At 33.0% G+C, this 14,148-nt stretch carries 10 protein-coding genes and 1 riboswitch; of the genes, 4 read left to right on the top strand and 6 right to left on the bottom strand.

The genetic code is table 11. The annotated features are described in order from the left end of the window. Positions 1-273: 273 nt before the first annotated feature. From KQI88_RS05800 to KQI88_RS05785, 4 genes are all read left to right on the top strand, one after another. Positions 274-1,209, top strand: a complete 936-nt coding sequence (locus tag KQI88_RS05800; RefSeq protein WP_216415411.1) for a GDSL-type esterase/lipase family protein — start codon at positions 274-276, stop codon at positions 1,207-1,209. A 49-nt stretch (positions 1,210-1,258) separates the two neighbouring features. Further along, entirely contained in the window at positions 1,259-1,762 is a 504-nt protein-coding gene (locus KQI88_RS05795; RefSeq protein WP_246579164.1) for a DUF4358 domain-containing protein, read from the top strand. 252 nt (positions 1,763-2,014) lie between these two features. Further along, entirely contained in the window at positions 2,015-3,421 is a 1,407-nt protein-coding gene (locus KQI88_RS05790) for an MBOAT family O-acyltransferase (protein ID WP_216415410.1), read from the top strand. Between the two features lie 11 nt (positions 3,422-3,432). Continuing rightward, complete coding sequence (locus KQI88_RS05785) at positions 3,433-4,569, top strand: DHHW family protein (protein ID WP_246579163.1); 1,137 nt, start codon at positions 3,433-3,435, stop codon at positions 4,567-4,569. A 132-nt stretch (positions 4,570-4,701) separates the two neighbouring features. On the opposite strand, the gene KQI88_RS05780 is transcribed toward KQI88_RS05785, so the two are convergent. From KQI88_RS05780 to KQI88_RS05755, 6 genes are all read right to left on the bottom strand, one after another. Beyond that, entirely contained in the window at positions 4,702-7,485 is a 2,784-nt protein-coding gene (locus KQI88_RS05780) for a cation-translocating P-type ATPase (protein WP_216415408.1), read from the bottom strand. Positions 7,486-7,618: 133 nt separating this feature from the next. Continuing rightward, positions 7,619-7,768: riboswitch (yybP-ykoY riboswitch) on the bottom strand. Positions 7,769-7,861: 93 nt separating this feature from the next. Then, a complete protein-coding gene (locus KQI88_RS05775; RefSeq protein WP_216415407.1) occupies positions 7,862-9,271 on the bottom strand; it encodes a sigma-54 interaction domain-containing protein in 1,410 nt (469 codons plus the stop codon). Positions 9,272-9,465: 194 nt separating this feature from the next. Continuing rightward, entirely contained in the window at positions 9,466-10,506 is a 1,041-nt protein-coding gene (locus tag KQI88_RS05770) for an electron transfer flavoprotein subunit alpha/FixB family protein (protein WP_216415406.1), read from the bottom strand. Between the two features lie 15 nt (positions 10,507-10,521). Further along, on the bottom strand, positions 10,522-11,316 hold the full coding sequence (locus KQI88_RS05765; protein WP_216415405.1) for an electron transfer flavoprotein subunit beta/FixA family protein: 795 nt from the start codon (positions 11,314-11,316) through the stop codon (positions 10,522-10,524). Between the two features lie 10 nt (positions 11,317-11,326). Continuing rightward, on the bottom strand, positions 11,327-12,463 hold the full coding sequence (acrC, locus tag KQI88_RS05760; protein ID WP_216415404.1) for an acryloyl-CoA reductase: 1,137 nt from the start codon (positions 12,461-12,463) through the stop codon (positions 11,327-11,329). Positions 12,464-12,548: 85 nt separating this feature from the next. Beyond that, the gene (locus tag KQI88_RS05755) at positions 12,549-14,108 is read right to left on the bottom strand and encodes an acyl CoA:acetate/3-ketoacid CoA transferase (protein WP_216415403.1); all 1,560 of its coding nucleotides are present in this window, start codon (positions 14,106-14,108) and stop codon (positions 12,549-12,551) included. Positions 14,109-14,148 lie beyond the last annotated feature (40 nt).

Genomic DNA, 14,148 nt, shown 5'->3' with positions numbered 1-14,148 from the left:
GAATTTTAAACATCCTTATTTAAGAAATTTCAAATGATCAAAAGATCCCCTTAACAATTATAGTGTTGAGGGGATCTTGCTTTCGCATAAACTGAGTTTTTGTTTATACTTCCACAATTACCAAATAATACATTGTCTAAATTTCCTGTTTGTTACTTTTTCTTTACATCTTAATCGGATATATATACTATAATTATTTGTGCAATAGTGCAAATAACTTGTACTATCCATACATATATAATAATAGAAATGATTATAGGAGGTTGAATATCTATGAAGATAAAACAAAGTCGAAGTAAAAGAAGACAAAAATATATTAGAAGGCGTATTACTGTTTTATTAGCCCTGATTCTAATACTTCTATCAACCTTCTTTTTAATAAAGAATTATATAATAAAAAATATGGACAATCTAGGTGTACTAAAGAGCATAACAGTTTTCGGTATATCAAATAAGGACAAAACAATAAGCAATGGATCAAAAAATAATGACAATTTAAATAAAATTGAAGATACAGAGGATGATACTAGCAAAAAACCTCCTAATGATATAGATGATAGCATTATTATAGCACCTAATGCAGAAAAAGATACTTCAAAACCAAATACAGAAACAAATAATAAGCCCAATAAAAATAGTAATATCTCACAAAAAAATATATTAGATAATAGTGAGGATATTAATTATAAAGAAGTTTTTGGAAGCTCCTTATTTATAGGAGATTCCATAACAGAAGGTCTATCCCACTATGAGCTTTTAGATGAAGAAAAAGTTATTGCTAAGCTAGGGTTTACCCTTTTAAAAGCAAATAAAGAACTTAGTAACATAAAAATCTTAAAACCGGAGAATGTTTTTATATTGTTAGGAACTAATGAAGTTGAAGCCAATATGAGCAGTGAGAGATTTATTAAAAATTACACTGAGCTCATAAATAATATTAAAGATAAATATCCAGAATCAAATATCTATGTTCAATCCATATTACCCGTAGACCCAAAGGTGCAAAAAAAACTACCCTTTGTTACTACTGCTAGAATACAAGAATTTAATAGTGCTATCATAGAAATGGCTAAAAATGAAAGTCTAAATTATCTTAATGTAGCTTCTATATTGGAAAATATAGATAAGGATCTTCATGAAAGCGATGGCATCCACTTTAAATATCCATTTTATAAACTTTGGTTAAATTATTTACATAACAATATTTAATATAACAGCGGCTAAATCCACATTATTTCAAAAAGGAGAATAAAAACAGATGAAAATAACTATGAATAACAATAATATAATTAAAAATACATTTAAAACCATTTTATTAGCAATCCTATCTCTTACTTTTCTGCTCGGCTGTTCCTCAGAAAAAGCAATAGCTAAAGCTCCCACTATAGAGGAAATTACTAAGGAAATAGAAGAAGCTATAGACATATCTGAAATGAAAAAAGGTGATATTAATAAGCTTAAAAAACTATATGATATTGATGAAGATGAGGTTGAAGACTTTGTCCTATATGTTGCTTCTACAAACATTAAAGCTGATGAGATGGCCATTATTAAAGTTAAAGATGAAAGCAATATAGATTCTATTAAAGAAAAAATATCTACTCGAATAAGTGATCAAGGTTCAATTTTTGAAAGTTATCTACCAGAGGAATATTTTTTAATAGAAAAGCATGTATTAAAAAGCAATGGCAATTATGTACTACTTACAGTATCGAAAGATGCTGCAAAAGTAGAAGGTATATTTGATAATTCTTTTAAATAGAAAATTCGTCTGATGCTACCGCATCGACTCATGGCGCACTCAATTTAAAAGCTTAAGCTTTTAAATTTCAAGTGCACAAAATATTATCAACTTTCTACTTCTTTAAAAATCTCTCAACAACTAAAAAATTTATACTTTCTTACATAGTAAAAAAGCCATAACATAGATCTTCAGCGAAAGCAGCTATGCTGCTTTTTTTGATGTAATAGTTAGGATATACTTTTAAAATTCTTATAAGGTGGTGTACAACAATTGGTATTTAGTAGTCTTATTTTCATTTTTCAATTTCTACCTCTAACTATACTTCTATACTACATATCTCCTAGGCCACTTAGAAACATGGTTCTGTTTATAGCAAGCCTTGTTTTTTATGCCTGGGGTGAACCAATATATATTTTGATAATGTTATTTTCTACATTCTTTGATTATTTGAATGGCTTGCTAATAGACAAGCATAGAGATCATAAGTATATCCCTAAAGCTGTTTTAATTACTTCTGTAATTGTAAACCTAGGAATACTAGGTTTTTTTAAATACTACGGCTTTGTTGTAGACAACATCAATGGACTGTTTAATTTAAATATTGCAATAAAAAGCCTACCTCTACCCGTAGGTATATCCTTTTATACTTTTCAAACTTTGTCCTATACAATAGACGTATATACAAATAAGGCTCCAGTACAAAAAAATATAATATCCTTTGGAACTTATGTAACTATGTTCCCACAATTGGTGGCAGGTCCCATAGTTAAATATGGGGACATTGCCTACCAGATGGATAACAGAAGAGAAAGTATAGATTTATTTGGTGAAGGTGTAGAGTTATTTATTATAGGCTTAACTAAAAAAGTGCTGTTAGCAAATAATATTGGACTTCTTTGGACTAATATTAAAGGGGCACCACTAGCAGAACTTTCCATATTATCTGCATGGCTCGGAATACTTGCCTTTACATTTCAAATATACTTCGACTTTAGCGGATATTCAGATATGGCCTTGGGCCTTGGAAAGATGTTTGGATTTAACCTAATGAAAAATTTTGATTACCCTTATATATCTAAAAGTGTGACGGAGTTTTGGAGAAGATGGCATATTTCCCTAGGTGAATGGTTTAGGGAATATGTGTACATTCCCCTAGGTGGTAACAGAATGGGTAGTCTAAAGCAGTATAGAAACCTATTTGTAGTATGGTTCTTAACAGGCCTATGGCATGGAGCCAGCTGGAACTTTGTTTTATGGGGCTTATATTTTGGTGTTTTTGTAACTTTAGAGAAAATATTTTTATTAAAATGGCTTAAAAATCGTCCAAAATTTATAGGCCATATTTATACTTTACTAGTGGTAATAATCGGATGGGTATTGTTTGAGTTTGAAAATATGTATGAAGGTATTTATTTTATAAAAACAATGTTTGGATTAGGAAAACATATGTTATTTGATGGGCAGGGTCTATACTATCTCTATACAAATGCTATGCTCTTTATCCTTCTCATTCTATGTTCCACACCATTTTTGAACAATTTATCTTCTAAAATAAAGGACAAACTAAAGAGCATATCTGTAATAGCTATGCCTTTAATATATTTACTGTTCTTGTTTCTATGTACTGCTTATTTAGTAAATGAAAGCTATAATCCATTTCTTTATTTTAGATTTTAGGAGTGATATATTTGAAACAAAAAGATAAGACATATAAACGTATTATGGCTACTATGCTACCAGCATATATAGTAATTTTATTAGTTTTTAATATAATAACCAGCGATAGGACATTTTCTGAAATGGAAAATAGGGTTCTTGAGCAGGCCCCCTCCTTTAATATAGGTCAGCTTTTACATGGCAATTTTACTACTAACTACGAAAAATATATTGCGGATCAGTTTGCCTTTAGAGACTTTTGGATAGGAGTTAAATCCCATAGCGAAAAGATCCTAGGTAAAAAGGACAGTAATGGCGTATATCTAGGAAGAGATGGTTATTTACTACAAAACTTTAATAAACCAATGGAAGAGGATTTTAAAAATAATATAAACATTATAAATAGCTTCTCCTCCTCAATACCTGAAGTAAATAAATATTTTATGTTAGTACCTAACGCTGTTGAAATATTAAAGGATAAGCTGCCTCCCTATGCTCCTGTCAGCAATCAGCTTGCATTTATTAACAAAGTTGAACAATCTCTTAGTACTGATATTAAGTTTATTGATGTGTACAACGCCTTATATAGTAAAAAAGATGACTATACATTTTATAAGACAGACCATCATTGGACAACTAAAGGGGCATACTACAGCTACAAAGAGATGGGCAATACCATGGATTTTATTCCAAAGGAAGAATCTGATTTTAATGTAGAGCAAATTACAGATAGCTTTTTTGGATCACTATATTCTAAGAGTGGATTTAAAAACATAGCACCGGACACAATTAATTTGTATATACCCAAGTCAAAAGAAAAGTATAATATTGATTTCTATGGAACCGATAAGCCAACTACATCCCTTTACAGTATGGATAATATCAATAAAAAAGATAAATATACTATATTTTTAGGAGGAAATCACCCTCTTATTAAAATAACTACTAATAGTAATAATAAAGAAAAACTACTTATTATTAAGGATTCCTATGCTAACTCTATAGTTCCTTTTCTAACAGGACATTATGGAGAAATCTATATGGTGGATTTAAGATACTATGACGGTAATCTAAAAGAGTTTATTGAATCCAACAGTATAGATAATCTATTATTTCTTTATAATGGAAACACATTCTTTGAGGATAAGTCTATTGAAAATATTATGTAAATATTTAACTATAATTTTATACTTCCTTAGATAATAAAGCATCTCCCTTAACACTCTTTAAAGTTAAGGGAGATATTTCTTTTGTAAATATTACAAGTTTTTTATTAATCACCAACTGTTTTTAACCTACTATTAATTTACTCTACTTAGCTTAACCCTTCTCTTAACAAATTTTATAACCTCTGAAAATACTACAACAGAGAAAGAATATCCTATTACCTTAGCCCACATTTCAATAGATAATGGTGCTGTTTTGAAAACATCTCCACCAAATTGAGTTATAAATACTTGAAGTACAAAGGTTGCACCTACGATTGCCACCATTGACTTATTGTTTGATAAGTTGCTAAATACACTTTCGTCTCCTAGTTCTCTAGAGTTAAAGGCATTAAATAGTTGGAACAAAACAAAGGTTGTAAAAGTTATGCTGGACTGCTGCTCTAATGTTCCACCTAGAACATTTTTGTTAATAAGAATCATAAGCATTATAACGATATATAATCCATTGGTTATAATTCTATAGAGCATGCTTTTAGTTATTATACTTGCATCTCTTTTAACAGGCTCTTGCTCCATTAAATGCTTTCTTAAGGATTCTAAGCCCAATGATAAAGCTGGAGGTCCATCCATTATTAAGTTTACCCATAGTAACTGTATTGTAGTAAAGGGTAAATCCCGACCAAGTATTTCACAAATAATAACAGTTAGTACAGCAACAAGGTTAACTGTTAGCTGAAACTGTATAAACCTCTGGAAGTTTTCATAAATACCCCTTCCCCATTCCACAGACTTTACAATGGTAGAGAAGGAATCATCTAAAAGTATAATATCACTGGCTTCCTTTGAAACCTCTGTACCAGTAATACCCATTGCAATTCCTACGTCTGCATTTTTTAGGGCTGGTGCGTCATTAATACCATCTCCAGTAACTGCAACTACATTTCCATTTTCCTTAAGCAGGTTTACTATTCTCATTTTTGTAAGAGGCTTACTTCTAGCAATCACTATTATTTTATCCATTATTTCTAATAATTCTTCGTTAGACATATTATCAATTTCTTGAGCTTCTATAATAATACTATCCTCTTTAACTATATTTAGTTGCTTTGCTATAGATGTTGCAGTAACAATATTATCTCCAGTTAATATTTTTAAATTAATACCAGATTTTTTACACTTATCTATAGCCTCATATACGTCTTCTCTTAGTGGATCCGCTATAGAAACAAAACCATCAAAAATCATATTGCTTTCTATTTCTTGTTGGTTTTCGCCCCAGTCTTCGTAGAATTCAGTCATTTCTCTATGAGAAAATGCCAATACCCTTTTAGCTTCCTTCTGTAGCTTTATTATCTCATTATTTACTCTTTCCTTTAGTTCATCTGTAAAGGACTCCACCTTATTGCCCACTATTATTCTGTTACATAAGGAAATGATCTTTTCTGGACTTCCTTTAGTATATACTCTATTAAACCCTTCTTCCGATACTACAGTAGTCATTGACTTAGTATCAGATGTAAATGGATATTGATGTGCTATATTGGAATAATGTCTAACATCACCATAACTAATAAATTCTTCCTTAGTAGGGTGGTATTTCTTGCACTCTCCTCCACAGACAAAATTACTATTCATATAATTAGGACAGGCTTTAGGGCTTATTGAGCATATAGTCTCATTAAATGCCTTTAAAAGAGCACATTCTGTTGAGTTCCCAATAAACTTTATATTTCCCTCTTCTATCTTAATATCTGCTGTACTATTTAGTGTAAAGTTTTCTATCATAAACTTGTTTTTTAATTCCGATGGGTTAACTAAATCGCCATTGCTCCAAACATCTATAACTTCCATCTGATTTTTTGTAAGAGTTCCTGTTTTATCGGAACAAATGACGTTAATACATCCTACGGTCTCACAGGCTACAAGCTTTCTAACGAGGGCATTACTCCTTGCCATTTTAATTATGTTTAGTGCCAATGTCATAGCAATAACTGTTGGTAATCCCTCTGGTACTGCTGCCACTATTAGTGCAATACTAGTCATAAATGCATTTTGAACTGTATCAAAGGATAGTGTATTGTTTGTATATATTTTATATATCTCAAACAAGAATATTAGTCCTGACGCAGCCATCCCTATTGTAGATATGGATTTTGCTAATTTGTCCAGTTTTTCCTGTAAAGGGGTTGCGGTTTCCATAGCACCCTTTAACTCTGTTGCGATATGGCCCATTTCTGTATTGTCCCCTACGGAGGTTACTACCATCACACCTTGTCCAAAGGTCACAAAGGTACCTGCAAAAACCATGTTCACTTGTTCTGGTAAAGATGCATTATGGTTTGCAACCTCTATGTTAGCACTTTTAGCTACTGCAATGCTTTCTCCTGTTAGCATAGACTCGTCAATCTTTAAATCTGAGCTTTCTATTAACCTACCATCGGCAGGGACTTTATCACCAGTTTCGATTTTAACTATATCCCCTACTACAACATCATTCTTGTTGATATAGTCCATATTACCATTTCTAAGAACCTTCACCTTTATATCTTCATTAATATTGTTAAGGGCATCAAAGGCCTTTTCTGATTTTCCCTCCATCAATATTTGAATACCTACAGAAAGGGAAATAGCCACGACTATACCTATACTTTCTGTAAACTCTGCATGTAGTCCGTTAAAATACTTATATATGTTCATTCCTATAGTTATAAAAGCCGCTACAAGTAGAATAAGCACCATTGGCTCTTTAAGTCCCTCTATTATTTTTCTACCGATGGATACTTTTTCTCCTTTAGAAAACTGGTTTTTTCCATACTTTTTTTCCTTATCTAATACTTGCTTGTCTGTTAAACCAGTGTCACTATTTACTTCAAATTCCTTTAAGACTTCATCAACTGTCTTTCTAAAAAACTCCATGCCTCATTCCTCCCCCGTCAGTATTGTTAACATGTTGATATTTCTGTATACAGCTTTATATAGGTAACACCTCCTTTTAGTTAATAGTCATAAAAAAATTCTCAATGGCTAACAATTTTATGCTTTTCTAAGCAATAAAAAAGACTCCTAACACAAAGAAACCTACAATAGTTTCCTCGTGTTAAAAGTCTCACATTGACCAATGTCATGATAAAGCCAGGTTATTAAACCAGGATGTTGACTTTATCTCCCTTGCGGGCAGCTACTCCCCTTTAACGCTTACATTTAATTTAAAACCTTCAACAAACATTAAATAACATTATAGTTTAGAAAGAAATATATGTCAATGCTATTAAGTATAAGAAATCTGTCAAATTTAAAGCGTTTTCTTTACCTTAATCCCAAACTTATCCATCTTTTTATATAAAAGACTTCTATGAATACCAAGCTCATTAGCTGTTAATTGACAATTCCAATTACATTTTTTCAAAACTTCTTTTATTATAGAACACTCATAACTATCTACCATGTTCTTTAACATTTTTTCACCAGAACCAGAAAAGCTATTCACATTATGACTAGAAACCATTTTAGCAGGCAAATCTGTTAACTGTATTATAAATTCATCACATGATGCATATGAACTTCTAATAACATTATCTAATTCTCTTATATTTCCTGGCCATGAATAACCTTGGAAACATCGTTTAACCTCCTTGCTTAGAGTGGTAGTAGTCTTGTATTCAATATTAATTTTGTTCAAAAAGTAGTTTGCAAATATTAGTATATCCTCTCTTCTCTCCCTTAAAGGAATCATCTCAATATTAATAACATTGAGTCTATAGTATAAATCTTCTCTAAATTTTCCTTCCCTCACCATTTTAACTAAGTTTTGTCTTGTAGCTGCTATAACCCTTATATCTACAGAAACTGGTTCAGCTCCTCCTATCTTATCGACCTCTTTTTCCTGTAATACTCTTAAAAGCTTAACCTGCATATCAGGAGGCATATCACCAATCTCATCTAGAAAAATAGTTCCACCATCTGCCTGAAGAAATTTCCCAATCTTACCACCTTTTTTGGCTCCAGTAAAAGAGCCTTCTTCATATCCAAACAACTCGGACTCTAAAAGTTCAGAAGGAATCGCGCCACAATTAATGCTAACCATAGGTTTGCTTCTTCTATCACTGCCATTATGGATCGCTCTGGCAAAGACTTCCTTTCCTGTCCCTGTCTCTCCAGTTAGTAAAACTGGAAAAGAGTTTTTAGCCGCCCTCATTCCCATTTTTTTAATACCTAAAAATTTTTTGCTACTTCCTATCATTCCATCAAATGTATATTGATTTGTACTAATTTTATTGTATTCTTCCTTATAAAACTCAAGTTCTGCATATTCTTTCATCAACTTTTGGGCGCAATCAAGGGTCTGTAATCTAAACTTCACCTGAGCTACACTAGCAATTACTTCTTGTTTTTCATTGAAAACGCAAGATCTACTAACCAAAAGGAATCTATTATCAACTTCCTTAGTTTCACCATCTACAAACTTGTGTATAGCTCCTTCTTCTCTGCAAGCATTTTGCATAATATCAATCATTTTCGAGTTTGATATAGTTTCCTTTATATTTTTACCTATCACATTTTCTTTACTTGTACCTAAAAAATCACAATACTGGTCATTAATGTCTGTAACTACACCTTCTCTGTCAACAACAATAAACCCATCGTCGGTCATTGTAAGTATTTCATCGAATATATATTTATACCTATCTAAATTATTATCCATAATCGTTACACACCTACCTGTTTGTGAACTGAAATTAAATAGGCAGACGTAGCTGTCTGCCTATTTGCTTATTGCTAAGCTACTATCTAATTCTATTATACTTTTAAACTAAGCTATTGGCAATAAGCTCTAACTTATAAAAGCTTTCTTTATCATACTATTCATATTATTTACCATTCATTTCATAATAAATCTTATATCTCAAAAGCCTTGTTCTTTTCAATTTCTTCAATCATAGCTGGAATAACTTCTTTTAAATCTCCTACAATACCAAGGTCACAAACATTGAAAATAGGAGCTGTTGGATCAGTATTGATTGCTACAATGTATTTTGAATCACTCATACCTGCCAAATGCTGAATAGCGCCAGAGATACCACAAGCGAAGTAAATTTCTGGTCTTACTGTTGTACCTGTCTGACCTATTTGATGCATACCGTCAATCCAACCGGAATCAACACAAGCTCTAGATGCTCCAATTTCTCCACCTAATTTTTCCGCAAGAGCTTTAATTAGTTCAAAACCTTCAGGTCCTTTTACACCACGTCCCCCTGATACAATAATTTTTGCATCTGTAAGATCAACTGTTTTTTTACTACTCTTCATTATTTTAACAACCTTAGCTACAATATCAGCCTCTGTAATAGCGGGAGTTACTACTTCAACAGCTCCTGTTGGACTATCTATATGTGCTGCTTTTTTCATAACCCCAGGTCTTACTGTAGCCATTTGAGGTCTATTTATTGGACATATAATAGTAGCCATAAGGTTACCACCAAAGGCAGGTCTTGTTTGAAGAAGTTTTTTATCCTCTGGATCAATATCGAGCATTGTACAGTCAGCAACTAATCCTGTACCAACTTTTGCTGCAATTCTAGGTCCTAGATCTCTTCCTATTGATGTAGCCCCAACTAAAACGATTTCTGGTTTTCTCTCAAGAATAAGATTAGAAATTGAAATTGAATATCCATCTGTTGAGAAATTCTTTAATAATGGGCTAGATATATATATAACCTTATCTACACCATAATAAAGGAGTTTATTTACTTCCTCATCAATTTCATAACCTGCAACAACAGCTACTACCTTTTTATTAATTTCGCTTGCAAGTTTTTTAGCCTCACCAATTAATTCAATGGTTACAGGATGAATTTTCCCTTCTCTCTGTTCACCTATTACCCAAATATCATTATAATCATTTAAATTAATATTCTGATTTACTTTGGCTCTTTCCATGTTTACACCTACCTCCTATATAAGCTTCAGATTAACAAGTTTGCTAATTAAAATAGTTGCCTTTTCTTTTCCGTTGATTCCCTCAATAATTTCCGCTGTTTTAGATTTTGTTGGTACAAAGGATTTATATACATTAGTAGGAGAACCTTTAAGCCCGATCTGTGTATGATCAACTTCTAAATCATTGCTACTCCAAACTTTGATTTCATCTACATCAGTTGCATAAGCCTTAAAAATTCCCCGTACACTTGGGTATCTTGGAACATTTAACTCTTTAATAGCTGTCAAAAGTACAGGTAATTTAGATTCTATTATATAGTCTCCTGTTTCTGTATATCTTGTTACTGTTAATTTATCCTCTCCCACCTTGATTTCCTTCGCATATGTGATTTGTGGAACTCCTAAAAATTCAGCAATCTCTGGACCAACCTGTGCTGTATCACCATCAATAGCCTGTCTTCCACAAAGTATAATGTCATAACTGCCAATCTTTTCAATAGCTGCTGCAAGAATAGTAGCAGTAGCCCATGTGTCGGAACCACCAAAAGCTCTATCACTAACAAGGATGGCTTCATCAGCACCCATAGCAAGTGCTTCTTTTAATGCATCTTTTGCCTGTGGAGGGCCCATACTTAGTACAGTAACCTTTGCACCTCTTTCATCTTTGATTGCAAGAGCTGCCTCGAGAGCATTTTTATCATCTGGATTAATAATACTAGGCACACCATCTCTTATAAGTGTTCCTGTCTCTTGATTAATTCTAACTTCGTTTGTATCTGGAACTTGTTTTAAACATACAATAATATTCATTTTTCTCCTCCTAACGTAATACTGCTCTTGAAATTACTAGTTTATGAATTTCAGAAGTACCTTCATAGATTTCAGTAATCTTTGCATCACGATACATTCTTTCTAGTGGATAGTCCTTCATGTAGCCATAGCCTCCATGAATCTGTAATGCTAGGTTCGTAACATGTCTTGCTGTTTCTGCTGCATTTAATTTAGCCATAGCCGCTTCCTTAGTGTGATTCTGTCCAGTTGCCTTTAGGTGTGCTGCGTAGTATACTAACCATTTGGCAGCTTCAGTCTTAGTTGCCATATCAGATATATACCAGGTAAGACCTTGAAGAGCTGTAAGTGGTTTTCCAAATTGAACCCTTTCCTTCATATACTTTACACTTTCCTCTAAAGCACTTTCTGCTATACCAAGAGCCTGAGCACCTACTCCAATTCTTGCACTGTCAAGTGCATTCATGGCTATCATAAATCCTTTACCTTCTTTACCAATAAGATTTTCCTTTGGAACACGGCAGTTATCAAATATAAGTTCTACGGTTTCTGAACCGTTAATACCCATCTTGTCTTCAATCTTACCTATTGTAAATCCTGGAGTCCCCTTTTCAACAAGGATACAAGATAACCCTTTAAGTCCTTTAGAAGGGTCTGTTAGTGCAAAAATAAGTAAATGTTGGGCCTGTCCACCGTTTGAAATAAAACATTTAGTTCCATTAAGAACATATTCATCTCCGTCCAAAATAGCTGTTGTTTTTGCAGCACCTGCATCAGATCCTGCATTAGGTTCTGTCAAGGCGAAGGCAGCAAGGCATCCTCCACTGGTTACCTGTGGTAAATATTTTTGTTTCTGTTCTTCCGTACCAAATTTGTAAACAACGTGAGAAAGAATTGAGTGTATTGATAAAATAGCTGCTGTTGCTGCACATTTTTTAGCAATTTCAGAAACAACTATAACCTTATCAATATCATCTCCGCCAGAACCACCGTATTCTACAGGTGTACCAATTCCTGTAAATCCTATATTCACCATCTTGTCAAATGTCTCTCTTGGAAATCTTCCCGTTTTATCAACTTCTGCTGCAATTGGCCCAACTTCTTTTTCAGCGAATTCTCTTGCAACTTTTTGTAGCATCAATTGACTATCTGTAAACTTAAAATCCATATTAAATCCTCCTTGTTATCTATTTATAAATAGGGACTTCAATAATTATATAAGCTCTAATTTTATCCACTTGTTTAATGGGATTTTAAAATGTTAACCCCATCTTCTCATCTTTAAATATTCTTTCATCCATTAATTTTAAATCTTCTGCTATCAATGGTTTAAACTCCATATTTTCAAGGATGTCTTTCTCTAAGTCAACTCCTGGAGCAATTTCAATTAACATAATTCCTTTTTCCGTTAGCTTGAAAACAGCTCTTTCTGTAATGTAATAAACCTGTTGTCCAGTTTCATTTGCATACTCAGCTGAAAAAGTCACCTGCTCTAATTCTTTTTTGAATTTTATAGCTTTGCCATCCTTTAAAATATTAAGTTTTCCATCTTTAATTTCCATTTCCATTTTTCCTGCTTTAAAAGTACCTGTAAAGTAAACCTTTTTTGCATTTTGGGATATATTTATAAATCCACCTGGTCCTACAACTCTTCCTGCAAATTTAGAAACATTAACGTTACCCATAGGGTCAATTTCAGCGGCACCTAGAAATGACATATCTATTCCTCCACCATCATAAATATCAAATATATCTGGCTGTTTGTAAATAGATTCAGGGTTTACTGTACCACCAATGCCAAGTCCACCTGTAGGCACACCACCAAGAGCTCCTGACTCGATAGAAAGTGTAATCTTATCTGCAAGTCCCTCTTCACCTGCCACCGCTCCAACTGCTTCTGGTATACCAATACCTAAATTAATTAGAGTATTAGGCTCTAATTCTAAAGCACCTCTTCTTCCACAGATTTTTCTCTGATCTAACCTCATAGGTTCAATAGCTCCTAAAGGCACTTTTATTTCACCTGATAATTCTGGTCTGTAGTAGTCACATATAAAGGATTGAAAGCTATTTTCCTTACTACCTTCTACAATATAATCAACCATAAAACCATGGACTTGAACATCATGTGCTTTTAAAGTTCCTTTTGCTACGATCTGGTCAACTTGAGCAATTACAATACCCCCTGAATTATGAACCGCAGCAGCCATTTCCAACTGATCAGAGAAAACAGCCTCTTTGCATAGGGAAATATTCCCACTTTCATCAGCTATAGAACCTTTGATAAAGCAAATATCCATAGGAAATGATTTATATAGAAGGTACTCTTTGTCTTCTATTTTCACTAAAGAAACAACTTCTTCTCCAGAATCTATAGCTGCCTGATTTGCTTTACAACCTTCAAGTCTAGGGTCAGCAAATGTTTTTAAGCCAACATGGGTTAAAACTCCTGGCTTTCCTCCTGCAATTGCTCTTAATATATGACTAATAACCCCTTGTGGAAGCATGTAGGATGCTAATTTATTTTCCACAGTTAATTTGTTTAACCTTGGCTCTAAGCCAATATGACCGCAAATAAGTTTTTTAACTAGACCCTCTTCGCCAAGACGATTTGCCCCTCTTTCAGCTGCATCACCAACAGCTGCACAGTGTACAACTGTAAGATCTTTAGGAGACTTTGTTTGGATATATCTATTTTGCAGAGCTACTAGCAAATCTTCTGGAACTCCAAAACCAACAAAACCACCAATACCTATTGTCATATTATCATTTACCATTTCGGCTGCTTGCTCACGTGTAATTACCTTGCTCACATCAAAACCTCCTTTTAATTAAATAGAATTATTTTTTAAT

Source organism: Alkaliphilus flagellatus, from assembly GCF_018919215.1.
GTDB lineage: Bacteria > Bacillota > Clostridia > Peptostreptococcales > Natronincolaceae > Alkaliphilus_B > Alkaliphilus_B flagellatus.
Note: the sequence above shows the minus strand (reverse complement) of the source record. Positions and strands in the feature narration are given on the sequence as shown.